Here is a 26,102-nt window from a genome sequence, read left to right on the forward strand (position 1 = left end):
GGCGTTTAGATGCCTGAAACTTGATTGGCTACAGAAGGTTTGATGGTATTTGGCGAGTCTACCGCAGCTGGTTGCTGTTGGCGATCGGGTAATGGATTGCGGGTCTCGATCATACCGATCGCGCGAGTGACACTTTCGGGTAATATCACCACCAAGCTGTTTGCGGAAGCGCCATCTAAAGCTGTGTTGATGGCTGTTATCTCATCGAGAATTGCTTCATAACGGGCTTCTGGTTTAGCTTGCTGGATGCCTTTGACAATCAAGGTTGCGGCGTCTCCGCGAGTGCGTCCCCGCGTATCGTCGTCTTCTTTGATGATGATGCGATCGAACATTTCTGCTGCCAGTTTGCCCAGCATCACGAAATCTTCATCGCGGCGATCGCCTGGGCCTCCCACCACACCGATTCGCTCACCCGGCCAGTTGCGGACAAAACCGCTCAGGGCTTCGTAGCTGTGGGGATTGTGGGCATAATCCACCAAAGCGTGATATTTGCCCAAATTGAAGATATTCATCCGTCCCGGCGTTTGATCTACCGAAGCCCGGAAAGTCTTGAGCGCGGTGCGAATTACCTCCATCTCGACTCCCTGCACAAATGCCGCCAAACTAGCCGCCAGGGCATTGGCAATCATAAATGGAGCCCGCGCTGCCATTGTCAGAGGCACATTCACCGCCTGCTCAATTCGCAGCGTCCAATCTCCCTTTAAAATCGACAAATAGCCGTTTTCATAGACTGCCGCCACACCTCCCTTGTTGGTGTGTTCCTTCACGAGGGGGTTTTCTGGATTCATGGTGAAGTAAGCAATCTGAGCCTTGACCCGCTTTGCTATCTCCGCCACCAGGGGGTCGTCTGCATTCAACACAGCATAACCTTTGGGCAGAACTGCTTCTGCCACCACGCCTTTGAGGTTGGCTAATTGTTCTACTGTGTCGATATCGCCAATGCCCAGGTGATCCGCCGCCACATTCAGCACTACGCCCACATCAGAAGCGTCAAAGCCCAGGCCCGATCGCAAAATCCCACCCCTGGCACTTTCCAGGATTGCCACTTCCACTGTCGGGTCTTGCAGAATTAGCTGGGCGCTTTGGGGCCCGGTATTGTCGCCTTTTTGGACGAGGTAATCGCCGATGTAGGTGGCGTCGGTGGTTGTGTAGCCGACTGTCACACCCGTACTCTTGTAAATATGAGCTAGCAGTCGGGTCGTGGTGGTTTTGCCGTTCGTACCCGTGACTGCCACGATGGGGATGCGAGAGGGTGTGCCGGGGGGAAAGAGCATATCTAGGACTGGTGCGGCTACATTCCGCGCAATTCCCACGCTGGGCGCAACGTGCATCCGAAATCCCGGTGCGGCGTTCACTTCGACGATGACGCCATCCATTTCTCCTAAAGGCTTGGTGATATCGGGGGTGACTACATCTATTCCGGCGATATCCAAACCGATAATTTTGGCTACCCGCTGGGCCAGCCAGATATTTTCGGGATGGATGTCGTCGGTGCGATCGACTGCTATCCCGCCCGTACTGAGATTTGCCGTTGCCCGCAGGTAACAGATTTGACCTGCCTCCACCACTGTTTCCAGGGTGTATCCCTGCCGCTCCAACAATTGCCAGCTGGTGCGGTCTAGGGTAATTTTGGTGAGAATGTTATCGTGGCCTTCGCCGCGATTCGGGTCTTGATTGGTTTCTTCGATCAATTCTGCGATCGTAGATTTACCATTTCCTACCACATGCGCTGGCACTCGTTCGGAGACGGCGACCACTTTGCCGTTGACCACCAATACCCGGTGGTCGCGCCCTTGATAGTAGCGTTCCACGATCACGGATTTGGAAACTTCTTTAGCGGCATCGTAGCCTGCTTCGGCTTGTTCCCAAGTGGTGATGTCGATCGTAATTCCCCGACCGTGATTGCCATCTAGGGGCTTAATCACAATTGGGTAGCCGCCAAGATCTTTAATGGCGTCTTCTAGATCGTTGAGATAATTGATGACGGTGCCGCGAGGGACGGGCACTCCAGCTTCCCGCAGAATCTGTTTGGTGCTTTCTTTATCTGACGCTAGCTCTACGCCTAAAATACTGGTGTTGCCGCTCAGAGTCGCCTGCAACCGCTTTAGGTGTATCCCGTAGCCGAATTGCACCAAGGCGCGAGCGCTCAAAGACATCCAGGGTATTCCCCGCGCCTCTGCTTCTTTGACGATCGTTTCTGTACTAGGCCCCAAGGACGCATCTGAGAACATTTCCCGCAGGTCTTGGAGGTCTTGTTCTAATTCCTCTTGAGGATATGTGCCTGTTTCTATAATGCTCTGACACAGGCGCACTGCCGCTCTTGCAGCGTAGCGACCCGCTTGTTCGTCTTTATATTCAATTACTACTTGGTAAATGCCGGGGGTGTTGGTTTCGCGGGTGCGACCGAATCCTACCTTCATACCTGCCAGTTCTTGGAGTTCGAGGGCTACGTGCTCGATAATGTGTCCCATCATCGTGCCCTCTCGAACTCGGCTGAGGAACCCGCCTCTACACCCAGGAGAACAGAAGTGTTCTTCGATCGTCGGTAGCACTTGTACCAATCCCTCGTAGAAGCCAGGAATCAGATTCGACGGTCGTTCGGAAAGCTCCTCTAAATCGAGACGCATCACGACCAGTTTGTGCCGTCTAATGCTCCAGTAATTTGGACCGCGTAACGTCTGGATTTTAAGAATTTTCATGGCAGTATCCGAGGGTCATTATGGCAGCTAGCGAGCAATGAAAGCAATGAAAGCAACTATCTAGTTTCCTATTGGTAAGCGTTATTAAACTGTTCGTAACGAACATTTTTATCTCTCTATTACTGGCCTCCCATCCATCCTAATGAAGAAGTTTGGCGGCCAATGTTAAAAATACTACAGTAGCTCAGCAATAAGGAGCAGATATGGGCATAGGGAATGGGGAATTGGGGATTGGGAATGGGGAATTGGACATATGAGAGTTTTGAGTGTTGAGTTAACAAATTCTCTTGCTCCTCTGCTCCTCTGCTCCTCTGCTCCTCTGCTCCTCTGCTCCTCTGCTCCTCTGCCCCTCTGCTCCTCTGCTCCTCTGCTCCCCTGCTTCCCAAGATCACTAACCATTGATGGTAACTGGAATGATTTGCCGCTGGCGCATATCATAGCGATCGCCGTAACTGAGTATGTGGAGGCGCATATTGCAAATACCGATCGGATCGGTGGCTCCCACTTGGCTATGGTTGGTATAGGTGATCTCTCCTGGATCGATAATCGTAACGGTGCCTTTACCCAACACCTGGATGATACCATCTCTTTCAAAGAGGGCGCAGGTATCTTCATCAATGCCGATGCCCAGCCGGTCTGGATGAGCTGCGATCGCGCTCATCAGCCGAGCCATGCGATTGCGGTTGTGAAAGTGTTGATCTACAATAACCTCTGGTATAATAGCCAGCCCTGTCGCCATATCCACTAAAGAACGATTGGGACATTCGCCGCTACCCCCACCGGCAATCATGTGATGACCCATCACTGCCGCCCCAGCACTGGTGCCAGCTAGCGTTATCTTACCCTGCCACACGGCTAGGCGTAATTTTTCCATCAAAGCTGTATCTGCTAGCAACCCACACAACCGCAATTGGTCGCCACCCGTCAGAAATACGCCCGTACATACTTCCAGATACTCGTTGATGGTGGGGTCTTCACACTGCTGGCGATCGCGAATATCTAACAACTCTATCCTTTTGGCACCCATTTCCGTGAAGATAGCGCGATATCGTTCGCCAATGATCGCCGGTTCTCTCGAAGCCGATGGTACTATGGCGATTTGGGCGTTTTCTGACCCAGCACGACTAAAGAAAGTGTGCAGGATCTCGCGTCCGTGAATTTTGTCTTCTGCGCCGCCAATCACCATGATTGCGCTTTTAGTCAGTTGGGGTTTCCTGGGTTCCAAGGTTTGATATTCTAATTGCAGCATCGTGTTACTCTTCTCGTGCGGTGGGGCGGGCGTCGAAACTACGCCCTACTTTGACTCCAGTTACCCCTGTAAGTCATTCCTCAAGACTCTTCTGGTTCTGGCTCTGGAGCTTAACCATTAACGCATAATGCCAGATTATTAAACAGATTATTAAACAATAATTGAGAAATGTGACCGCCTTTATACAGAATACTCTCTGTGTACCCTGGATGTTGTGAGTCAGTGTACCTACGATGGATATGACCTGCCTGTTGAGCGAATCAAAGTGCGATTTGACATTGTTACCCTGTTTCCAGATTTTTTCACCTCTGGGCTGAGTTCGGGGCTGCTAGGTAAAGCCCTCGCCAAACAGATTGCCCAAGTCCATCTAGTCAATCCCAGAGATTTTACCACGGATAAGCATCACCGGGTGGATGACGAAACTTACGGCGGCGGTGTCGGGATGCTGATGAAGCCAGAACCGATTTTTGCCGCTGTCGAGTCACTGCCAGTTTTACCTAGACGCGATGTTATTTTAATGACACCCCAAGGTCAAACACTGAATCAGCCGCTGTTGCGAGAATTGGCTACCAATTACGACCAACTGGTTGTGATCTGCGGACATTACGAGGGTGTCGATGAACGGGTGCTGCATTTGGTTACCCGCGAGGTGTCTTTGGGAGATTTTGTGCTGACTTGTGGGGAAATTCCGGCACTAGCCCTGATTAATGGTACAGTGCGGTTGTTAAAAGGAACAGTGGGTAAGGAAGAGTCTTTGAAAGCAGAGAGTTTTGAGGCTGGGTTGTTAGACTATCCCCAGTACACTCGTCCAGCTGACTTTCGGGGGCTGAAAGTCCCAGAAGTCTTGCTATCTGGCGATCATGGTAAGATTGAAAAGTGGCGTCAAGAGCAGCAGATCGTCAGAACGCGCGATCGCCGTCCCGATTTATTTGGAAGGTGGTCAGAAAGTAAAGGTTCTCAAACTGAGATTACCAGTTTTGGCCTCAAAGAACAATCATCTCACATAAATCAGGAGCAGAATGAAGATCGATCGCACAACTAGCTGGGTAGACTTTCGAGAAAGGTAGACAAATCATGCGGCTTCTTAAATCTCGGTTACTCTGGACTACAGCAACTGCGTTTCTTTTATTAAACACTGTTGTAGAAATTCCCAGGGCCGATCGTCAGCTGGTCACCAATCTAAATATTCAGCAAGAAGCTTACGCCAAAAAAAGTGGCGGACGCAGTGGCGGCGGTTCCTTCAGTCGCCCTTCTAGATCGAATGGCGGTTCTTCTTCGCCCTCCAGAAGTAACAATAATCGTGGTTCATCTGGCGGTAGTTATTACAATTCCACTCCTGTCTATGGTGGTGGTTACAGGTCAGGTGGAATTTATTTCTATTCGGGATGGGGATGGGTTTTCCCATCTTTATTTGGGTTAATGATCTTAATAATCGTGCTGTTCATTATCTACGCAATTCAGAACAGCACCAGAAATTCTGCTCAAACTACCAATGACTTTCCCACAGGCAACAAAGAACTAGACAATAACATTGTCACTATCAGCAAAATTCAGGTGGGACTGCTGGCGCAAGCGCGTGCAATTCAAAAAGAACTATCAGAATTAAGCCTCAGTATAGATACTGGTACGCCGGAGGGACTGTCGGAATTGGTGCAAGAATCAGCTTTGGCGTTATTGCGCTCGCCCGAAAACTGGACGCACGTATCGGCCATTTCCAAAACTCTTCGCACCAGAGAAGAAGCGCAGACAATTTTTAATAAGTTTTCCATTGAGGAACGCAGCAAATTTAGCTCCGAAACTATCACAAATGTAGAAGGCAAAATCCGGCAAAAAGACATAAATCCCGACCAGAATGCAGAACCTGGTTCATACATTGTGGTAACTTTGCTAATTGGCACGGAAGATGACCGTCCGCTGTTTGTAAATGTTTATTCATCACAAGATTTAAAGGCAGCCCTTGAGCGAATTGCTGCCACACCGCCCGAATATTTGACCGTATTTGAGTTGCTTTGGACTCCCCAGTCGGAAACAGAAAGTCTCAGCTACGACGAGTTGTTGACTGAGTACGCAAATTTGATGAAAATTGTTTGATCGATGGGCTTTTTAGATTTTAGATTGTAAATTACCAATAAATAAATTTTAAACCGACAATCTAAAATCTTCCCTTTCCTAATGACCAATGACAACTGACAACTGACAACTGACAACTGACAACTGACAACTGACCACTGACAACTGACCACTGACAACTGACAACTGACCACTGACAACTGACAACTGACAACTGACAACTGACCACTGACCACTGACCACTGACCACTGACAACTGACAACTGACAAAAAAATGAACATTCGGATTGGAAATGGCTACGATATTCACCGACTGGTTGCTGGACGGCGTTTAATTTTGGGAGGGGTAGAGATTCCCCACGAATTGGGTTTGCTGGGACATAGCGATGCGGATGTGCTGACTCATGCGATTATGGATGCGATGCTGGGTGCGTTAAGTCTGGGGGATATCGGTCATTATTTTCCGCCGACGGATGAGAAATGGGCTGGTGCAGATAGTCTGGTTTTGTTGAGTCAGGTGAACAAATTGGTGTTAGATAAAGGCTGGCGGGTGGGGAATATTGACTCGGTAGTAGTGGCGGAACGTCCGAAATTGAAGCCGCATATTACCAAGATGCGCGATCGCATCGCCAGTATTCTAGAATTAGAACCTGACCAAATTGGCATCAAAGCCACCACAAACGAAAAATTAGGCCCAGAAGGAAGGGAAGAAGGAATTGCAGCTTATGCCGTAGCCTTGCTGGTAGCTGCTGAATGATATGTTTGTGGTAAGGACTTTCGTCCTTCCTACCTTCTACGGAGTTTAGCAGTAATATGAACACCGAAGAATTGTCAGTTATAAAGCATATCGTTCCTGACATCACCATACTGGACAGCGAGGAACGAATAGTTTTGTTAGCTCAAGGCAAAGTGAAAAGAGAACTATATCGCGATATTTATGAAGTCATTTCGTGGCTAAAAGCTGGGAATGGAGCCATTCCTTTTGTCATGTTTATTGAATTGGAAAACATTAAGATTTTCAAGTGGGACAGTGACAATTTATCCGAACCTGTTTGCACTCTTAATACAGCCGAAGTGCTTGGTCATTATGGCCTTAAAGTCTCTGATGAATATATATCTGGAGATTACTTAAGTGCCTTAGCAGAGTCGTGGTTGAGAGATTTAGTTTCCCACTGGAAGTCAGACAAACCCCCAGCAGAAGAACAGATAGCAGCCATCGGTTTATTACCATTGCTTAAAGATGGAAAAGAACAATTTGAAGTAGAAATTAGAATCGATCCCAAGTTGAGATACATAGTTTTGAGATATTATTATCCGCGTGATACTTTACTTTAAGTAGTATGATTCTGTACGTTGAAACTAACTTTCCGCTGAGTATTGCTAAAGGACAAGATCCCGAAGCAGAGAGGTTGTTGCTGAATCTACCCTCATCAGTAAATATAGCCATACCAAGCATTTGCTGCCTGGAAGCAGTCTCAGTGTTGCAGGAGGAGCAAAAGTACCGCAAACGTTTCGAGCAAGATCTAAAAATTCAGATCAACGAGGCGCAGCGAAATCTTTCCTCGTCCTACGCTCGCTCTGTCGCTTTCCACTTAGAACAAGCGCTCCCTCAATATATGGAGCTAGCAAAGGAGGTAAAAGCGCGTCTGCTTCAAGCTCTTGACAACTTGGCAACAAAAGCAGAGTTGTTTCCATTAACTGCCGATATGCTTCGGGAAAGTTTGCTGCCAGGTCTGATTCAAGACGGTACAGATAACTTGATTTTACACTGCATCTTGGGACACGCGCGATCGCACCCTACTCAAGTTAAAGTGTTTCTGAGCGGCAATACTAGAGATTTTGGTACATTGGTAGTTCAACAGGCTTTACGGGATGTTGGCGTGGAGGATTATTTCAGCCGCACGCAAGACTTCCTGGGTTGGTTACGATCGCAGTAAAGCTGGCAATTTATTGTATATAAAATAATGATGAGAATTTTTGATATTAGTATTGCTAATTGGCGACGGTGGTTGGCGGTAAGCTTGGCAGCAATAAGCGCGATCGCACTTTCATCCTGTAACCCAAATCTACTTAAAAGTCAAGCAGCCCAAGTACCACAATTAGTTACCAGTACCGTGGGCGATCCAAAAACCTTCAACTACGCCCTCAACCAAGCATCACCAAATGTTTTTGGTTTCATTTACGAGGGGCTAATTGGTGAAAACGGCGTCACGGGAGCAATTGAGCCCGCTCTAGCCGAAACGTGGCAAATTTCTGAAGATAAGCTGCGGATTATTTTTACCCTGCGCGAGGGCCTGAAGTGGTCAGATGGTGAGCCGCTGACAGCAGACGACGTTGTTTTTAGCTACAACGACATCTACCTTAATGGAAAGATTCCTACCGATTTCAGAGACGTTCTTAAAATAGGAGAAAGTGGTGCCCTGCCAAAGGTGCGAAAGCTCGATACTCGTCGAGTTGAGTTTACTATACCAGAACCATTTGCCCCATTCTTACGCACCACCGGATTAGCAATTATGCCAGCTCATAGCTTGAGAGAATCCGTCAAAACTCTTGACTCAGAAGGCAAACCTAAGTTTATTTCGATGTGGGGTGTAGATACAAAGCCAGCAAAAATTGTTGTTAATGGCCCTTATCGCATGGCTAGTTACCAGACTAACGAGCGAGTTGTATTCGAGCGAAACCCCTACTATTGGCGCAAAGATGCACAAGGAAATCCCATGCCTTACATTGAACGTTTCATCTGGCAAATTGTGGAAAACACCGATACAGCATTATTGCAATTTCGCTCTGGGGGGCTGGATATGCTGGGCGTATCTCCCCTAACCTTTTCCTTGCTCAAACGTGAAGAAAAACGCGGTGATTTCACTATTTATGATGGCGGGCCTTCATCCGGCACGAGTTTTATTGCCTTCAATCTTAATAAAGGTAAGAAAAAGGACGGAACTCCACTTGTAAATCAAATCAAATCTCGTTGGTTTAATACGGTGGAATTTAGGCAGGCAGTTGCCTATGCGATCGATCGCCAAACCTTGATCGATAACATTTTTCGAGGCATAGGGAAAACGCAAAATACCCCTATTTCCGTGCAAAGCCCCTACTACCTTTCTCCCCAAGAAGGGTTAAAAGTTTATGATTACAATCCAGAAAAGGCAAAGCAATTATTATTAGGAGCCGGATTTAAATATAACGATCGAGGACAATTACTCGATGCTAACGGTAATCGAGTCCGCTTCACGCTGCTAAGCAGTAGTGGCAGTAGAACCGCTGAAGCACTAGGAGCCCAAATTAAGCAAGATTTGAGCAAAATCGGCATTCAAGTAGATTTGAGTTTGATTGACTTCGGTACGTTGGGAGAAAAACTGGGTAACAGCTTTGATTGGGAGTGTTATTTTGGAGGCTTTACTGGAGGAGTTGAGCCGAATGATGGCGCAAATGTCTGGGCTCCTGATGGGGGATTGCACGTCTTCAATCAAAAACCACAACCGAACCAATCCCCCATTATTGGTCGAGAGGTTGCTGATTGGGAAGCGGAAATTGGTCGTCTCTACATCGAAGGGGCAAAGGAATTAGACGAAGTAAAACGCAAAGCCATCTACGCTCAAACGCAACGCCTTAGTCAAGAGTATTTGCCTTTGATTTATTTAGTCAATCCGCTTTCTCTGGCTGCTGTACGCAATGAAATCCAAGGTGTGAAGTACTCCGGGCTTGGGGGATTGCTCTGGAACATTCAGGAACTCAAAATAGAACAGAAATAGCCTAAACAATTCCCAAGATTATCCTGGGCTGTAGATACTAGGTCTGATTATGTGAAAAAACAAGCGTGAAATTACAATATGCTCTCTACTAATACTTTCTCGATCGTTACTCGGTGTCGTTGGTTTTTAGTTTTACTGGCGTGTATTCAGGCTCTAGCACTCACCAGCTGCAACCCAACCCAATTTAAAACCAAAGCCGCTCAAGTACCCCAATTAGTTTTTGCCTCTCCCAGCGGGCCACAAACTTTTAACATAACGCAGAATCAGTCAGCGTTCAGCGTTTTTGGCTATATCTACGACGGATTGCTCACAGAAAATTACGCCCTAGATGGAAAGCTAGAGCCTGCACTAGCCGAGACTTGGGAAATCTCTGAAGATAAGAAAAGGATTGTCTTTACACTGAAAAACGGGTTGAAGTGGTCAGATGGTGAACCGCTCACCGTCGATGACGTGATATTTACATATCGGGACGTATATCTCAACCCAAAAATTCCCACAGACATCAAAGATAGTCTTCGAGTTGGCACCAGCCGTGCTTTCCCAACAGTGAAAAAGCTGGATGAGCGCCGAATAGAATTTACTGTGCCGGAACCCTTTGTCCCCTTTTTGAGAAACATAGGAGGACTGCCAATTTTGCCCGCCCATGCTTTACAGAAGTCCGTCCAAAGCACCGAGGCAAATGGAAATCCCAAGTTTATTTCGACTTGGGGAATCGATACCAACCCCAAAGAAATTATTAGCAACGGCTCCTACAAAATGGAAAGCTACGCCTCCAGTGAGCGAGTCGTATTCCAACGCAACCCTTACTATTGGCGAAAGGATGCAGAGGGGAATCCGCAACCTTATATTGAGCGCGTTGTTTTACAAATTATTGAAAACACCGATAATCAATTAATGAATTTTCGCTCTGGGCAGTTGGATAGTCTAGATTTGTCTCCGGAGGCGTTTCCGCTGCTGAAGCGAGAAGAAAAGCGGGGGCGTTTTACGATCTACAACGGTGGGCCGGACTCTACCACACTTTTTGTGAGTTTTAATCTCAACAAAGCTCGTAATTCCAAAAATAAGCCATTCGTAGACCCAATCAAGTCTAGCTGGTTTAATACCAAGGAATTTCGACAGGCAGTCGCCTATGCGATCGATCGCCAGCGTATGAAAGAAAACATCTTTCGGGGAATGGGTGAACTACAGAATTCCCCTATTTATTTCAAAAGTCCTTACTACCTTTCTCCCGAACAGGGGTTAAAGGTCTACGACTACAATCCCAATAAAGCTAAACAACTGCTTTTGGGAGCCGGTTTTAAATACAATTCCCAAGGACAGCTGCTGGATGCGGAAGGCAACCAAGTGCGATTTACCATGCTTGTTAAAGCAGAGGATCAAAGCCGGGTAAATATGGCAGTCCAAATCAAACAAGATCTCCGCCAGATTGGGATTCAAGCCGATCTGCAAGTTATCGCTTTCAACGTGGTGATCGAAAAACTGCAAAATCGCAGTTGGGAGTGTTATGTTGGTGGGTTTGGTGGAGGAGGGGTGGAACCTCACAATGGCTCCAATATTTGGTTAAGTAACGGACGATTACACCAATTCAACCAAGGCGCGGAACTGGGAGATACCCCTATTCAGGGTTGGGAAATTTCTGACTGGGAGAAGGAAATTGACCGCCTTTTTATTGAAGGATCTCAAGAATTCGATGAGACCAAGCGTAAGGCTATCTATGCCCAATTTCAGCAAATCGTCCAAGAAGAATTGCCATTCATTCATCTGGTGAATAAGCTCTCCTTTGAGGCGGTGCGCGATCGCATCCAAAACCTCAAATTCTCTGCCCTTGGTGGCGCATTCTGGAATTTTTACGAACTGAAAGTAAATGAGTAATTAGCTCTAGATCGCCGATTCACTAATACTTCTTGGTGTCTTTTTAGCTTGTAGGGGCGAACGCGAGTGCGTGCCCCTACGTGACATTGCACTATGATTTATTCTATCTTCCCTAACCTGCGTCGGTTGCTCTCAGTTTTACTGGCATTGACTCTTTAGAAATCGATCGTCTTTTTGCCGAAGGTGCGCGAGAATTTGATGAAACTAAGCGCAAAGCTATTTACGGTGAATTTCAGCGCATTGTTCAGTCACAATTGCCCGTCATTCACTTAGTTAATGAAACTGCTTTGATGGCGGTGCGCGATCGCGTTTCAGGACTCAAATACACCGGCTTACCCAGTTGGGGATTGTGGAACATCCAGGAACTTAAAATTGTAGATAAGTAAAGTTGCTAGTTACAAATATTGTCGGTTCGATCCCCCCTAACCCCCCTTAAAAAGGGGGGAACCGGATTTAAAGTCCCCCTTTTTAAGGGGGATTTAGGGGGATCGAAACCCAGTATGCTTATAACTAGCAACTTGCGTTAGATAAGTAAAGTGCGCTTACGCATCGGTAACCCAAAAAATTCGTGCGCTCATTCCTATCTGCGTTAATCTGCGTTCATCTGCGGTAAAAATTTAACCAACGATGACAATAGACAATTTGACGAACTCACTCATGTACTAACGATGCCACCGGACTTGATATCATCCCATATTTAACTGAAATTTATGAGAAAATAGAGAAAGATTAAGGGTTAAGGTAGCTGCCCTATGACTGAGATATCCACTCGAATCGAATTGCCTCCTCCTTTTCCCGACTACACGCAATTACCGGAGTCAGACGGTACTTTTGTGAAAAATTTTCAGGAGCATCCTCAAAGTATTATTCTGACAGATTCTTTAGGCCCGGTTTTGCAGCAGCTGCATCCTGATGGACAATATGCGATCGGACAAAACGGCGGCATTTATTGGCGAGAAACTGAGCCTCCAGAAAAAGGCGCAGAAGCGCCAGATTGGTTCTACGTACCGAATGTACCGCCTCTGGTAAATGGTGAGATTCGTCGTTCCTACGTGCTGTGGCGGGAATTCATGGCTCCATTAATTATTTTGGAGTTTGCTAGTGGGGATGGTACAGAAGAACGCGATCGCACATCTTTATCTTATTCTGGTAATGAAGTCACCAGACCGGGGAAGTTTTGGGTGTACGAACGCATCGTGCGAGTTCCCTACTACGGCATCTATGAAGTCGCCAACGGCAACTTAGAAGTCTACAACCTTGTGAACGGGTTTTTTGAGAAAATGTCTCCCAACGAACGGGGTCATTATCCGATCGCGCACTTAGGTGTAGAATTGGGACTGTGGCACGGAAACTATCAAAACCAAAACTTTCTCTGGTTGAGATGGTGGGATCTCCAAGGCAATTTGTTGCTGACTGGTGCTGAAAGAGCCGAACTCGAAAGTTTACGGGCTGAACAAGAGCGGCAAAAGGCCGAACAAGAGCGGCAAAAGGCTGAACAAGAGCGGCAAAAGGCCGAACAAGAGCGGCAAAGGGCCGAACAAGAGCGGCAAAGGGCCGAAAGTGCAGAACAGACACTCGCCTCTACCGAACAAGCACGAAGGGATTCTATCCCCCGGTTGTTGGCTATGGGGTTGAGTGTGGAGCAGGTAGCTTCAGCCCTTAGTTTGACTGTGGAAGAAGTTAGGCAGATTTCTTCAGAGTGATAAGCTGTGGCGCATCTATTTTTTAGGGTCGCAATTTGTGAAACTCTTGTGGAGCGGGCATCTTGCTCGCCCATTTATAAAACTTAGATGCGCGAAAGCTTATGACTGCTTCGGGAAGCGATCGCACGGAACTTAAGATCGTAGATAAGAAAGCCTAAAATATATCCCGTGACCCAACCTGAAATTTTACGTAATCTGCTGCAAGCCGTCGCTGCGGGTGAAGTCAGCCCAGACGCAGCCCTCGACAAACTAAAGCACTTTGACTTTGAGCCTGTTGGAGATTTCGCTCGTATCGATCATCACCGTCGCCTGCGTACTGGTTTCCCAGAAGTGATTTGGGGACTCGGTAAAACTCCCGATCAAATTGTACAAATTATAGAGGTGATGCGCCAGCACAATCCAGTCGTGATGGCAACCCGCATCGAACCGGCAGTTTATGCTCAACTGCAAGAAAAGATTCCCGATTTGCAATACTTTTCAACTGCACGAATTTGCGCCATTTCCCCACCCACCTTAGAACCCCAGCACTCCGGCATCATCGGCATTCTCTCAGCGGGAACAGCCGATTTACCCGTCGCAGAAGAGGCAGCTGTCACAGCAGAACTATCTGGCTTCCGGGTGCAACGCCTCTGGGATGTCGGCGTTTCCGGTATCCACCGCTTGCTGAGTAATCGCCAAGTCATTGATGAATGCAATGTGTTAATCGTCGTCGCTGGTATGGAAGGCGCTTTACCCAGTGTAGTTGCCGGTTTGGCAGATTCTCCGACGATCGCAGTTCCCACCAGTATAGGCTACGGCGCGAGTTTTGGTGGCCTCGCTCCTTTGTTGACAATGCTCAATTCTTGTGCAGCGGGAGTAGCCGTTGTCAATATTGACAATGGTTTTGGTGCGGCGATTTTAGCTGGACAAATTCTTCGGACTGCACATAAATTGAATGTTGGGAAGAAATAATAGGTAAGTAGTTGCGCTTTAGCGCTAAAGCGCAACTACTTACGGATAAGAGCGCTTTAGCGCAACTACGTACCCATTTGTGCGATCGTTATGCAAAACCTCAGAAATTTGCCTCAGCAATCAAAAGTTTCGCTCATCTCATTGATTTTACTTGTCTTTTGCTGTTTGGAACTTATATTTAGGATATTTAAATGTTACCTGGGCGAGTTTGTATCCTTGTTCTGGATAAATTTTGCCTTTTTGATATTCTTATTTTACTGGCCGACTTACTTTTCAACGAATCCAGCCATAACTCAATCGGGCTCTTTAATAGAAGAGTATCGGATAATTTTGACTGCCATTCTCCGAGCGATATTTTTTTTAATTGTCTTCTCTATTTTATTGGTTATTAGCTTGGCGGTACTGAAAAAAGGTATAAGTGATACGCTTTTATTTTGGACTTTCTTATTCCTTTGGCCGATTTACGTATTTATCCAAGTTAAGCATAACTTACGAAAAGCGATCGTACCTTTTTCCTTGACTATAATAACTATGATATTAATCCTGCTTACTATTCCCGCCAACCCTACCCGCGAAACATTCAATACTCACTTGAAAGCCTTTGAAGAAGTAGTGGCAATGGTAAAATCGGGAGAAATAGAAACTCCTCCCGGTCAAGTTGTCTCGGAAGTAATACTTCCCTGCCAGTATCGTCATCTAGTTGGTTGTCCTAATAGAAAAATTAGCATTACAAAACAGGCTAATACAAATAGTATTTTCTTTTGTAGCGATTTAGCAGTTTTGGGAAATAGGAAGACAGGTTTTGTTTACAGGTCGGATAATAAAGATATAACTGTCAAGCCTTCTGGTAATTCTCCCTATCTGGAAGTTAGGAAATTAAAAGACAATTGGTTTTGGAAAATTGAAGATTAGACAATATTGCAAAAGTCCAAGAGAACCCCACCCCCTAACCCCCTCCCCGCCACGGGGAGGGGGAAAATTTATTATTCCATCTCCGTTAAGGAGGATAGCTTACCTGAATATTAGTACCAGGGAACTTTGGTTTCTGCATTAAACCGAATAGATGTCGCCAATACATCTTGTGAAAGCTTTTCCCACTTTGGGTCACCCAAAGATGATAGAATGTTAGCTACTATATCTATAAATCGGATTGCATTATTTACCTGATAATAAGTCAGGTAATCTCCGACAGATTTGGAACCATTAAGTGCCAGTCCTGTAGCACCCGCACCGATACCAAAAACGATCGGGCCAGAATCGCCATCTGGCTTAATATTAGCATGAGGAGGATATTCCCTGAAACCAGAAACAATGAGAAAATTTTTATAGTAATACTGTTTGTAATTATGCCAAAGTTCTCTTGTCTGTTTGGGAGCAAAATCACCCATGTATTTGGCTGTCCAGGACAATGCACAACCACGTGGGTATTTGGAATATTTTTCAAGTCCGGTAAGTTCGGAGTAAGGCAGTTTTGTTTTCGGTTCATTTCCTTTGGTTTCCATATATTCTAGCCATTGCTTGATTGGCATTTGACTGATTTGCGTGTTGTTGTTTCGATCGAATAAATACAATGAATATAATGTAACTGCATTGTCCGCTGGCCACCTATCTTGAGCTTTTTCGTAAGACCTGATATTATGTTGCGGTTCGCTGATAATTTTTTTTGCAAGGTATTGAGAGATGGTGCGATTGAGTGGCAAATATTTGCGATTGCGTGACAATCTTTGATAAGATCCTAAGATAACATTCAGATGACTCAGGTATAATCCTTCTTCACCCCAATCAGAAACTTTGTTAATATTTGGGTAAGGTGAAATATCTGGGTGAAGGGCTATTTTAATTGCTTTTTCTAACAAGGAAATAATTTCTTTCTGCTTATCTGGTTTTTGAATTGCATAACTTACCAATCCCTCAGCCATATACGAAAGGGCAATAATGCCTTTACTCCGTGACAAACCAACTTGGCTTAACCCAGTGAACGGTTGGTTTAAAAAAGTTTTAAGTTGAAGGTAATGGCTGTTTGCCTGCATTCCGCTAAAATCATACAGCCAAATGCTAGTTTGAGTGAGGATAAATAATCCGGTTATGGCAAATAGGATAAATTTGGTTTTTTTGTAGCGCTTTTTCAGCCACAAGGCTAAACCAAGAGGAATGGCTGAACCAAAGGTGAGCAAAATCAGCAATGCAATAACACTCATAGGTATTTTAGATTTCAGGTTGAGAAATAGCAAGCCATTTGGGATAGGCGTAAGAATCTTGAGTTTGCAATTTGAAGAGGGGATAACTTTTGAGTAACCAACTTGCTACAGCTTTAATATTATCGATTAGGTTGGTATCTTCCCCATATGCTTCAAAGGCAAGACTCCACCAAGCATTGTCGTGGATATTCAACTGAGTTATTTCTACGTTACAGGCGCGATCGATCGCGCGATCGACTGGCACCGATATTAAGGAGGTATCGCAGGAGACTTGATACTTACGTTGCGATCGCACCTTCTTGACATTTATCCACGGCGCTTTCTTTACCAAATCTACTGGTATCAAACTTTCTGCGGTCGGATCTTCGCAACTCCACTTCACCCATTTCTCTGCTTTACCCTCCCAATTATCTCCAAAACGCAGCGCATCCAATTCGGCTTTTCGCAATTTGATTTCCAGACGCTTCTGGCGTAGCTTGATTCCTAAGTATTCACACTCAGGAATGTGCAAATACACATCTTCCCGTTCTTCTGGCGGATGGTGATGTTCGCCTAGCGCATCGGTATTGAACCAATCTTGAATCTCTGCTGGTAGCGTACCGGAATAAAACCATCGGATTTCGGTAGTTGTCAACATAGATTTTTACTTTTTGGTAATTAGTAATTGATCGTAGGTGATGGAAATGAAAAATTAAGGATGAAAATTTTTCTCCCCCTCTTCTCCCCTCCCCGTGCGACGGGGAGGGGTTGGGGGTGGGGTTGCTCCTCTGCGCCTAGAGTCCCCCTCTTCTATGGTGATGGGCGTCAACAGCGATCGCGTCAGATAAATGAGACAATATAATCGCACTGCCGAAGGAAAATATGTAGAGATGCTCAAACGAATCGCAGCGGTACTTTTAGTCGTGCTTAGCTTGACTCTGACGGGTTGCCTTGGAGGGGTTGTCGGGTTGAAAAGCTATATCAATAGCTATGATGGATACCAATTCCTCTATCCTAATGGCTGGATTCCATACAACGCCTCAAATGGCCCGAATGTGGTACTCCACGATTTGATTGAGCAAAGCGAGAACGTCAGCGTTGTGATTAGTCCACTTGAGACGAGCAAAACTCTCAGCGATCTGGGCACTCCTGGTGAGGTAGGATACAAACTGTCAAAAAGTGCGATCGCTCCTTCCGGATCTGGACGCGAAGCAGAATTGGTGAATGCCGAGGCGCGAGAAGGCGGTGGTAAAATTTACTACCTTTTGGAATATATCGTCAAATTGCCAGCCCAGTCACGGCATAATTTAGCCAGCGTTGTCATCAGTCGCGGCAAACTCTATACTTTTAACGTATCCACTACAGAAAAGCGCTGGGCAAAAGTGAAGAATCAGTTCCAGCAAATCATTGATTCGTTCTCTGTTTATTAACTCAAGTTGCTAGTTACTTGCTTTCTGGGTATGTTGTTGCGCTTTAGCGCTCTTATTACAACTGGGATAAGAGCGCTAAAGCGCAACAACGTACCTAATATCAGCCTCAACTATATAACTAGCAACTTGCGTTATTGGTCAGTGGTCAGTGGTCAGTGGTCAGTGGTCATTAGTCATTGGTCATTAGAAACTAACCAAAGACTTCTGACTTTTGACAGATGAAAAATAACAGTTGATAATTGGCAATTGAATGGTCAATCCAAAATCCCAAATCCCAAATCCAAAATTGGTATTAGCTTCTGCCTCGCCTGCCCGCCGTCGCCTGTTGCAAACTGCTGGGATCGAAGCAGTGGTCTGTCCAAGCGACTTTGATGAGTCCCAAGTCGATCTCAGCGATCCGGTAGAACTGGTTCAAACTTTAGCGCAGCGGAAGGCAGAAACTGTGGCATCTCAATTTGCCGATGCGTTATTGTTAGGTTGTGATTCGGTTTTGTCTCTAGCAGGCGAGATTCACGGCAAACCAGCTGACGCCTCGGAAGCGATCGCACGTTGGCAAATGATGCGCGGTGGAGTAGGCGACCTCTACACTGGTCATGCTTTAATTGACCAAAAACAAGGCAAAACCTTAGTGCGATGTCAGGTGACACGGGTTTACTTTGCCAATGCAAGCGATCGCCAAATTGAAGCTTACGTTGCCAGCGGCGAACCTTTGAACTGCGCTGGCTGCTTCGCCCTTGAAGGCAAAGGAAGTTTGTTCATTGAGAAAATCGAAGGCTGTCACTCCAACGTCATCGGTCTGAGTATGCCCCTACTGCGGGAGATGCTGGGCGAATTAGAGTACGATGTCACAAACTTCTGGCAGTCACTTGACTAAAATAAGTTATGAGCCAAAGCATTATGACTAAACCTAAATCTAGAAGCTCATCCAGGTTACAGGAAATTCAATCAGACACTCTTTTTGAGAAACTCCCTCCACTTGCTAGAAAATGGGCGGAAAGTTTGCCTTGGGAAGAACGCCGTTATGTTTTGTCCTTGTGTCATCTCCTCTGTGCATCTGCACCAGAAATGCAAGCGGATTTTTTAGACGAATATACCGCAGATGGTTTAGTTTGGCGAATGCTGCAAGACAGAGACACTCAACACCAAGTTCAAAAATATTTAAGAAGATTTAACTTGAAAACCGAGTTAAATAAAGCCCTGTTAAAACCCTATGTAAGGCAGTTTTTTATACATTCATCTCAAGATTTACGAGAACAGCCCAATCTGTATTTAGAATCTGCTTTACGATTGGTGATTAATCCAAAAGAAAAAAGTAGCGTTTTCAATTATATTTTAGGTTTTGAGCTGCTTAAAATGATCTTTCAAATGAGTTGGGCGCAGCAAGAAAGATTATCTGAATTACAAAAATTCCCAGCTAGTTTTATTAAAACCTATATCAAACCCATTCAAAATGCACACAAAATTAACGGCATAGTTACTCCCAAACACGAAAGAGTTTTTTTTGAAAAGCATGATTATTTTGTCCAAGAACCTAACATAGAGGAAGACAAAGTAATCGAGCTAGTCATGCCTACTTTTACCGCAAATGCAGTCAGCGATTTTGGTTTTTCAATAATTCGTCATCCCCAATCCTTAGAGTTTGATTATGAATATATTTTTCAGCCGGAACAAGAAGGTATTTTCACCCAAAATCTTGAATCTGTTGGTCTGTAAGGCTCGTGAATTAGAGGATTGGGAAGATTTATATGGTTGGCGAAAACCCTGATGATATAGCAAAAGTCATTCATTCAAAAGTCAAAAGTGAAATGCTTGCTGTGAATTGGTTCTGGCGTTTTAGGATGCCCTTACCGCCCTGGCGGTTGCTATATTATGTCCGGTAGCATCTGTTACCTAAAAAATTTGTGTGATTATTCTTATCTGCGTTCATCTGCGTTCATCTATCTTCATCTGCGGTAAAAATTTAACCAACGATGACAACAGACAATTTGACGATATCACTTATGTACTAACGATGCAACCGGAGATAATATGACTTATGGCGATCGCTTTTTCAAGAGGTCTACTGCGAATGCCTCCAAGAGTGACCAAAAAGGTGTCAATCCCCAACTTTAAGTCGGGGGATAATCCAAAATTGAATGACAGGGTTAGTGCGACAGCCACTCTTGCTGAATCGTTACCCCTCGGCTTTCCATTGTTTGTTCAAATAAATCGGTTGGCAGCGCCTGTTCCACAGGCCAAACACCGGGTTTTTTCAGTTTTCCTTCAAGCATTAGCTGGGCTAGGCTACCAGTGCCGTAACCAGCGGCTACGGCTGTATTTTCATGTACCAAAGTCGAACATAAAATAGATGATTTTCCATCTTTTTTTCCGGTGACTTCAGAACGAATTGCTACGCCAATGCCGCTGAAGCGATCGGTAAAATTAGTCATTTTATGGCTGACATTAGCTAAAAACTCGATAACGTTTGGATTCTTTATCCAGCTGGACGGCCAAACTTTGGCAACCCACCAAGTTAGGTAATTGTAAAAGTCGGGAACAGAACCGAATTTTGTAATAACTGTTTTGACAGAAAAAGTGTCGGGCAAAGTGAAAGTTTCTGGCATATCGTACCAGTAGACGCCATTGCGATCGTAAGGAGATGGGAATTCAACAGCTTCGCGATCGCTATATGGCTTCACCGTCTGCCACTTCCCATCTATCCATGCTTCAAACGGATTTTGCAAACCTAAAAATGTCGTCCGCATCACCGTAATTCCAGCGCCACCAGAACCAGACACCACATAACTAAGGTGAATGCGTTCTGCCTCATCCAATTGTTCCACACCCTGACGCACGATGCTGTTAGAAATACCGGGAAAAATCCCCGTATTAACGATCGCAGTTATTCCGGCTTTTTCGGCAGCAGATTTATAGTTCAGTGCTTTGATAGTAAAAGAACGATGATCGCTGACATCTAGATAATTGACACCTTGTTCGATGCAAGTTTTGAGAACATTGGCATCGCGGTAATGAAATGGCCCAGCACAGTGGATGGCGATGTTGGCAGATGCGATCGCATTTCGCAACCCCTCCTTATCCGCCAAATCCAAACTCAGAAACTGCACTTGCGACCCAAGCATTTCAGCCACCGCTTCCCCAGCAGCTGAGTCCCGCCCAGTAATAGTAATTTCTGCCTTAGTATGAGCAACCAGATCCGCAGCAACGCTGCTGCCTATCCGTCCGCTTCCACCTACAATTAAAACTCTATCAGTCATTTGTAAAAATTGATCTCTTTTACCTCAGTGGAGCAAATTTAAGTCATCCTCGCCATCATTAGGAAGGATGACTTTTCTTCTGGTGAGTAAATTACCTTCAAGAGGTTTTGAAGACCGAGGCTACCGTTGACTTCAAAGAATTTCCCGCATCCTTTAGAGTTTGGGTGAGAGGCTGCTGTGCGTGCAAGAAGACGCGAGCTGCGTTGCGTCCCGGCATCCCCGAAATTGAACCGCCGGGATGAGTTCCCGCCCCCGTGAGAAACAGCCCTTCGATCGGCGTTTTGTAATTAGCCAATTCGGGTAAGGGACGGAAGAATACCATCTGATCTAGGGTCATATCGATGTGGTAGTAGTTACCTTTATATGCCCCCAGACGCTCTCCCAGTTCGGCGGGACTTTCCACGCGACGTGCGATCGTAGCTGTCTTGACATTTGGCGCATAATCTGCCAGCTTGTCAATGACGCGATCGGCCACTTTATTTTTCAGGTCATCCGTCCAGCCAGTACCGTGTAAACCAGTCCCCTCCGCACCAGCAATTTGATAAGGAGCAAAATATTCAATCCAAACCGTATGTTTGCCAGGGGGAGCCATCGACGGGTCTAGCATCGTCGGCTGAACCAAATACATAGAAGGATCTTCCAGCGGAATCTTGCCAACAGACGGGTCGCTGTGTGCAATTTCCACCTGTCTCACAGAGTCAGCAATCAGCACAGAACCGATCAAGTACTCATCTTTGTGGTCGTGATGCACAAAGCGCAGCGGTTCATCCATCGCCAAATCAATTTTGAGGATGGTTTCGTTATTGTTGACAATCCGACGTTCTAAGCGCTCCTTTAAATTTGGGTCGGCAGTATTCACATCGCTTTCATCCACCAATTGCAAGAACAGGCGCTTGGCATCAATGTTAGAAATAATACCTTTGGTTGCGCGGTATTCCCTGCCACCACCAACTCGGACTCCCACAGCCCTTCCATCGTCCACCAAAATCTTCTCAACGTGCTGGTCAGTGAGTATTTTTCCGCCTAAGCTTGTCACTAAATTGACTAACGCCTTTACGAGCGCCCCGGTGCCACCTCTAGGTCTTGCCATGCCGGGATTATGGCGCATTGCCATCATGATCGCACCCACAGCAATGCTTTTTTGGGAGGGAGGCGCACCGAGTTCGGATGCTAATCGTGCCAGTGGCGCTTTGAGAAACTCGGAATCAAACCACTCGTTGATGACATCCTCAGCGCTGGTTAGCATTGTGCGAATAAAATCTAGCGTCTTGTCCGGGCCACCGATTACGGAAAATAAATCTTGCAGCTTTTTCAAGTCGTAGTTGCCAACAATATCTATAATTGACTTTGGCGGCGCATTGAACATGGGAATCATCGCGCCGATCACACGCTGCCAGAAGTCTGTGTATTCTGCATATTTTTTAGCGTCGCGCTCATTATAGCGGGCAATTTCCGCACAGGTTTTTTCAACGGATCTGTGACCCAAAAAGTATTTACCATCTGGATGAGGACAAAAGACGACTGGATCGCAGAAAAGGTACTCCAGACCGTACTTTTCCAGTTCTAATTCCTCAATGACTGGGCCCAGGTGGATGAATTCGTGATCGATCGCGCACAGGTTGAAGTGAAAACCGGGTGCCTCTTTCGGCAATGCTTCCTCGGTTGTTGCCGCGCCGCCAGGAACGGGACGTTTTTCTAGTAGTAACACGCTATATCCAGCTTTGAGCAAATAAGCGGCGCAAACCAGCCCATTGTGGCCTGCACCAATGATTACAACATCATAAGTTTCCATTTATGCAACTCCGCTAGATTTCGAGCTTCCCTATCTTAAAAAAATTACAAATTGTAAAGAATCTGTCCAATTAGAGAGATTGCCGTAAACAGCTAGGGGCTAGGGGCAGAGGGGCAGAGGGGCAGAGGGGCAGAGGGGCAGAGGGGCAGAGGGAGAAATTTTCTTGACCACTGACAACTGACCACTGACAACTGACCACTGACAACTGACTACTGACCACTGACCACTGACTACTGACCACTGACCACTGACCACTGACCACTGACCACTGACCACTGACCACTGACCACTGACCACTGACCACTGACCAGTCCCCCAATCACCTTTACGCTGAAGGAAACTCTTTTACAAGAGCTTCTGCTTGCAGGGTCAGTTTGCTCTTTTGCACATCCAAACCCTTCAGGCGCAGCGACATTCCTTCCATTTCAAAGTTACGGAGATCCAACAATTCGCTGGACTTTTCTAACAGCGCGTTAGTTAGTTCTGGCGATAAATCTTTCCCTTCCACGTACTGAACTTCCTCAAGGGAGATGCGGTTTCCGCCTTCCTTCATACGAGGTATAGCAGTGAAGCCTGTTTGCTTGGTTTCGCCCGTTTCTTGTAAGCGAATAGTAGCGTTCAAGCTAAATTTTCCTTCACCGGGTAGACGGAACTCGACTTTTTCGGTGTTAACGGTCATGGGTTGACCTTCATTCAGTTGACTGGAAAGGCCAATTTCCGCTGCCTTACTGAGTGCTTGCTCACCTAGCCCTGGTTGATTTGCTGCCATTTTAGCATTTTTTATCAAAGTAACTCTCTAACTTTAGGCGGTCGGTACAGAGCAGGGAATCTGCATCCCGGCAGAAGAATTTATGAGCGATTATCTATCTAAAGATAGCCCCACACTTACATCGACGGTATTTGTCTGATGTAGGCTTCCGCCATCACCATTAAGCTGCCTTTTTGCACTTCCATATCCTTGACGCGAAACGCACTTCCTTCCAATTCATAGTAAGGTAAATTCAGCAGTTCCTTGAACTTCAACATCAAAGCCAAAATTAATTCCAGTGAAATGCCATTTCCCGGCGTGCAGTGGAACGCCTCTAGTAACAACGGCTGCGAAGAAGTGCGCGGGTAAAGCAAAGCAATGAAGTCTAACTGTCGAGAATTGCCCTCGTGCAGGATAACTTTTCCGCTGCATTTTATCTGACCGTTACCTGGTAGGTGAATCTCGATGTGTTGCAATTCCAGGGTGATAATTTGACCATTTACATCCAGGTCTAAAGGTGGCAACTTGCTGCGGATGTAGTCGGAGTTGAGAGAGAGGTTGATATCTTCTTCTGTTAGGACAACGCGGATAGCGGCATCGGTCGGATGATTAAGTTTAATTTCACCAAAAAGAGCGCTTAAAGGATTAATTGAAATCCGACCTGTTTGTACTTGTACTTCCTGCACGCGGATGTCTTTTTGGATTTCCAAACCTTGGCCTGCAAATGAAACTGAATCCGCTTGTCCTTGAACGATATTAAGCAGATTGGTTCGGACATCTACATTGACGTCCTCTACTTTATCCAATTGGCTAATTACCCCTATTTCTGCTGCGGCAGAAAGTACTTCTTCTTCCAGCCAGGGTTCCTTGTCTCGCGTCATGATGTAGTCTCCCGATCGCATATATTTGGCCACTTTACGCGATCGCGTCAATTAATTTATCTGCATGGCGACATAGGAAATCTTTTGCAGTTATCTATCTTTTGTTTATTTTTCAGCTAAACAGTAGTTTCCATGATTCTAGATTTCCGATAACGCCGATCGCAAACAACCATCCGCACGCCGCCAGATGGGCCTAATGTAAAGCCTCGACGTATAGGTCGAACTGGACGTTTATCGGCAAGTGCCAGTTGCCAGCGCGACAGTATTGTTCCCAGCACCAGTTTCATTTCAAATGCTGCCAATGCTATACCGAGACAGCGACGATTACCTCCTCCAAAGGGGAAATATTCGTAGGGGGAAAACTGGCGTTCTAGAAAGCGTTCTGGTTTAAATTTATCTGGTTCTGGATATATATCTTCGCGCCGGTGAGTTAAATAAATACAGGGAGCTAACTGTGTACCTGGTTCAAACAAATGACCCATAATTTCTATGGGAGATTTGGCAATTCTGCCAAACGTGATAAACAGAATTGGATAAATTCGCAGGGTTTCGTTGCAAACAGCTGTAAGATAGGGCAGTTTGGCGAAAGCAGCAGGGTCTGTGTGGTCGCCAAGGCTATCTATTTCTTGCAGCAGCTTGTCGAGTACGCCGGGTACGTGGTGAATTGAATATAGTGCCCAAGCTAAGGATGTGGCTGTAGTTTCGTGTCCGGCGACTAAAAGCGATCGCAATTCGTCGTGCAATTCTGCATCTGTCATTGGTCGATCGTTTTCATCCCGTGCAGACATGAGTAAAGAGAGGATGTCTGTGCGGGATGGATCTGGTTTTTCTCGACGTTCGCTAATTTCCGCATAGAGGAGTTTGCTAATTTCCTGCTGGCGACGCAGGAAGCGACCCCACGGACTCCACAAGCCTAAATCTTTTTGCAGTGACGGAAAGAAAAGCAAAGCGGAATTCAAGGGAGAACTTATCTCATCCAGCATTTCTGACAAAAGTTGCCGCAGTTGTTGACTGCGGATTCCTTCTTGCAAACCAAACACTGCTTGTAAGATTACGCGCAGGGAAATCTCTTGCATCACCTCGCGAACTGAGAATGTTTTACCGATCTGCCACTCTTTGGTAACTGCAAGCGCGATATCTTGAATTAGCTGACCGTAGGTTCGCATCCGTTCGCCGTGAAATGGAGGCATCAATAACTGGCGTTCTCTGCGGTGGCGATCGCCATCCATCAACATCAGCGAATACTGTCCGAGTATCGGTTTTGCCAACTCGTTCGCTGGCCCGCTGTCAAACTGTTTGTAATCGGCTGTAAAAACTTCTTTAATTGCCTGTGGGTTGCTTAAAAAGACGATGGGATTACAATTTTCGCCCACCCGCAGCGTGAAAATTTCGCCGTATTTTTTAGCACAATCATCCATCAATGTCAACGGGCTAGCGACCCATTGCAGCAACTGTACAATTTCAGGAGTTTTCGGGCCTTCAGGTAGTCTCATAGAGAATTTTAGTTACAAATTTTGCTTT

General features: G+C 46.0%; 26 protein-coding genes. 14 read left to right on the forward strand and 12 right to left on the reverse strand.

All coding sequences use genetic code 11. From position 1 onward, the window contains the following. Positions 1 to 5 precede the first annotated feature (5 nt). The 3 genes from cphA to LAY41_RS11985 form a co-directional block, all read right to left on the reverse strand. On the reverse strand, positions 6 to 2,699 hold the full coding sequence (cphA, locus tag LAY41_RS11975) for a cyanophycin synthetase (RefSeq protein ID WP_249097708.1): 2,694 nt from the start codon (positions 2,697 to 2,699) through the stop codon (positions 6 to 8). 174 nt (positions 2,700 to 2,873) lie between these two features. Next, positions 2,874 to 3,098, reverse strand: coding sequence for a hypothetical protein (locus tag LAY41_RS11980; protein WP_249097712.1), 225 nt, complete (start codon positions 3,096 to 3,098; stop codon positions 2,874 to 2,876). Next, complete coding sequence (locus LAY41_RS11985; RefSeq protein WP_249097714.1) at positions 3,091 to 3,948, reverse strand: cyanophycinase; 858 nt, start codon at positions 3,946 to 3,948, stop codon at positions 3,091 to 3,093. The genes LAY41_RS11980 and LAY41_RS11985 overlap by 8 nt, the downstream gene beginning before the upstream one ends. Before the next feature lie 265 nt (positions 3,949 to 4,213). Here LAY41_RS11985 and trmD point away from each other — a divergent pair, with 265 nt between their 5' ends. Both trmD and LAY41_RS11995 read left to right on the forward strand, forming a co-directional pair. Continuing rightward, positions 4,214 to 4,990, forward strand: coding sequence for a tRNA (guanosine(37)-N1)-methyltransferase TrmD (gene trmD, locus LAY41_RS11990; protein WP_249097851.1), 777 nt, complete (start codon positions 4,214 to 4,216; stop codon positions 4,988 to 4,990). 32 nt (positions 4,991 to 5,022) lie between these two features. Continuing rightward, positions 5,023 to 6,039 (forward strand): DUF1517 domain-containing protein, encoded by a 1,017-nt coding sequence (locus tag LAY41_RS11995; protein ID WP_249097716.1) that lies wholly within the window; start codon positions 5,023 to 5,025, stop codon positions 6,037 to 6,039. A gap of 78 nt (positions 6,040 to 6,117) precedes the next feature. Here the strand turns inward: LAY41_RS11995 and LAY41_RS12000 are convergent, their stop codons facing one another. After that, on the reverse strand, positions 6,118 to 6,300 hold the full coding sequence (locus tag LAY41_RS12000; RefSeq protein ID WP_249097719.1) for a hypothetical protein: 183 nt from the start codon (positions 6,298 to 6,300) through the stop codon (positions 6,118 to 6,120). Between LAY41_RS12000 and ispF the strand changes: the two genes are divergently transcribed. From ispF to LAY41_RS12040, 9 genes are all read left to right on the forward strand, one after another. After that, positions 6,293 to 6,775, forward strand: coding sequence for a 2-C-methyl-D-erythritol 2,4-cyclodiphosphate synthase (gene ispF, locus LAY41_RS12005; protein WP_249097721.1), 483 nt, complete (start codon positions 6,293 to 6,295; stop codon positions 6,773 to 6,775). The two genes, LAY41_RS12000 and ispF, sit on opposite strands and share 8 nt — an antisense overlap. Positions 6,776 to 6,831: 56 nt before the next feature. Then, positions 6,832 to 7,353 (forward strand): hypothetical protein, encoded by a 522-nt coding sequence (locus LAY41_RS12010; protein WP_249097724.1) that lies wholly within the window; start codon positions 6,832 to 6,834, stop codon positions 7,351 to 7,353. Positions 7,354 to 7,358: 5 nt separating this feature from the next. Beyond that, a complete protein-coding gene (locus LAY41_RS12015) occupies positions 7,359 to 7,955 on the forward strand; it encodes a PIN domain-containing protein (RefSeq protein WP_249097727.1) in 597 nt (198 codons plus the stop codon). Between the two features lie 30 nt (positions 7,956 to 7,985). Continuing rightward, positions 7,986 to 9,773, forward strand: a complete 1,788-nt coding sequence (locus LAY41_RS12020; RefSeq protein ID WP_249097853.1) for an ABC transporter substrate-binding protein — start codon at positions 7,986 to 7,988, stop codon at positions 9,771 to 9,773. 78 nt (positions 9,774 to 9,851) lie between these two features. After that, positions 9,852 to 11,645 carry an ABC transporter substrate-binding protein gene (locus LAY41_RS12025; protein WP_249097730.1) on the forward strand — a complete coding sequence of 598 codons (1,794 nt, stop codon included), beginning with the start codon at positions 9,852 to 9,854 and terminating at the stop codon, positions 11,643 to 11,645. A gap of 254 nt (positions 11,646 to 11,899) precedes the next feature. Next, the gene (locus LAY41_RS32265) at positions 11,900 to 12,031 is read left to right on the forward strand and encodes a hypothetical protein (protein ID WP_275974095.1); all 132 of its coding nucleotides are present in this window, start codon (positions 11,900 to 11,902) and stop codon (positions 12,029 to 12,031) included. Between the two features lie 366 nt (positions 12,032 to 12,397). After that, complete coding sequence (locus tag LAY41_RS12030) at positions 12,398 to 13,348, forward strand: Uma2 family endonuclease (RefSeq protein ID WP_249097732.1); 951 nt, start codon at positions 12,398 to 12,400, stop codon at positions 13,346 to 13,348. A gap of 168 nt (positions 13,349 to 13,516) precedes the next feature. After that, positions 13,517 to 14,299, forward strand: a complete 783-nt coding sequence (gene larB, locus LAY41_RS12035) for a nickel pincer cofactor biosynthesis protein LarB (protein ID WP_249097734.1) — start codon at positions 13,517 to 13,519, stop codon at positions 14,297 to 14,299. A 330-nt stretch (positions 14,300 to 14,629) separates the two neighbouring features. After that, positions 14,630 to 15,211 carry a hypothetical protein gene (locus LAY41_RS12040; protein WP_249097736.1) on the forward strand — a complete coding sequence of 194 codons (582 nt, stop codon included), beginning with the start codon at positions 14,630 to 14,632 and terminating at the stop codon, positions 15,209 to 15,211. Between the two features lie 110 nt (positions 15,212 to 15,321). Here the strand turns inward: LAY41_RS12040 and LAY41_RS12045 are convergent, their stop codons facing one another. Beyond that, entirely contained in the window at positions 15,322 to 16,497 is a 1,176-nt protein-coding gene (locus tag LAY41_RS12045) for a hypothetical protein (RefSeq protein ID WP_249097738.1), read from the reverse strand. A gap of 7 nt (positions 16,498 to 16,504) precedes the next feature. Then, entirely contained in the window at positions 16,505 to 17,134 is a 630-nt protein-coding gene (locus LAY41_RS12050; protein WP_249097740.1) for a hypothetical protein, read from the reverse strand. A 232-nt stretch (positions 17,135 to 17,366) separates the two neighbouring features. Between LAY41_RS12050 and psbP the strand changes: the two genes are divergently transcribed. The 3 genes from psbP to LAY41_RS12065 all read left to right on the forward strand — a co-directional run bounded on the left by psbP (position 17,367) and on the right by LAY41_RS12065 (position 19,619). Further along, entirely contained in the window at positions 17,367 to 17,906 is a 540-nt protein-coding gene (psbP, locus tag LAY41_RS12055) for a photosystem II reaction center PsbP (RefSeq protein ID WP_249097855.1), read from the forward strand. Between the two features lie 250 nt (positions 17,907 to 18,156). Continuing rightward, positions 18,157 to 18,780, forward strand: coding sequence for a Maf family protein (locus LAY41_RS12060; RefSeq protein ID WP_249097742.1), 624 nt, complete (start codon positions 18,157 to 18,159; stop codon positions 18,778 to 18,780). Positions 18,781 to 18,803: 23 nt separating this feature from the next. Continuing rightward, on the forward strand, positions 18,804 to 19,619 hold the full coding sequence (locus LAY41_RS12065) for a cobyrinic acid a,c-diamide synthase (protein ID WP_249097744.1): 816 nt from the start codon (positions 18,804 to 18,806) through the stop codon (positions 19,617 to 19,619). Positions 19,620 to 20,050: 431 nt separating this feature from the next. Here LAY41_RS12065 and LAY41_RS12070 read toward each other — a convergent pair whose 3' ends face one another. The 6 genes from LAY41_RS12070 to LAY41_RS12090 all read right to left on the reverse strand — a co-directional run bounded on the left by LAY41_RS12070 (position 20,051) and on the right by LAY41_RS12090 (position 26,074). After that, complete coding sequence (locus LAY41_RS12070; protein WP_249097746.1) at positions 20,051 to 21,160, reverse strand: saccharopine dehydrogenase family protein; 1,110 nt, start codon at positions 21,158 to 21,160, stop codon at positions 20,051 to 20,053. A 97-nt stretch (positions 21,161 to 21,257) separates the two neighbouring features. Then, a complete protein-coding gene (crtO, locus tag LAY41_RS12075; RefSeq protein WP_249097749.1) occupies positions 21,258 to 22,952 on the reverse strand; it encodes a beta-carotene ketolase CrtO in 1,695 nt (564 codons plus the stop codon). A gap of 70 nt (positions 22,953 to 23,022) precedes the next feature. Then, positions 23,023 to 23,256: a hypothetical protein gene (locus LAY41_RS32605; RefSeq protein WP_420840316.1), complete on the reverse strand. Its 234-nt coding sequence runs from the start codon at positions 23,254 to 23,256 to the stop codon at positions 23,023 to 23,025. A 21-nt stretch (positions 23,257 to 23,277) separates the two neighbouring features. Next, on the reverse strand, positions 23,278 to 23,721 hold the full coding sequence (locus LAY41_RS12080) for an LmeA family phospholipid-binding protein (RefSeq protein ID WP_249097751.1): 444 nt from the start codon (positions 23,719 to 23,721) through the stop codon (positions 23,278 to 23,280). 116 nt (positions 23,722 to 23,837) lie between these two features. Then, positions 23,838 to 24,632: an LmeA family phospholipid-binding protein gene (locus LAY41_RS12085; RefSeq protein ID WP_249097754.1), complete on the reverse strand. Its 795-nt coding sequence runs from the start codon at positions 24,630 to 24,632 to the stop codon at positions 23,838 to 23,840. 65 nt (positions 24,633 to 24,697) lie between these two features. Beyond that, positions 24,698 to 26,074 carry a cytochrome P450 gene (locus LAY41_RS12090; protein WP_249097756.1) on the reverse strand — a complete coding sequence of 459 codons (1,377 nt, stop codon included), beginning with the start codon at positions 26,072 to 26,074 and terminating at the stop codon, positions 24,698 to 24,700. Positions 26,075 to 26,102 lie beyond the last annotated feature (28 nt).

The organism is Argonema galeatum A003/A1, from assembly GCF_023333595.1.
GTDB lineage: Bacteria > Cyanobacteriota > Cyanobacteriia > Cyanobacteriales > Aerosakkonemataceae > Argonema > Argonema galeatum.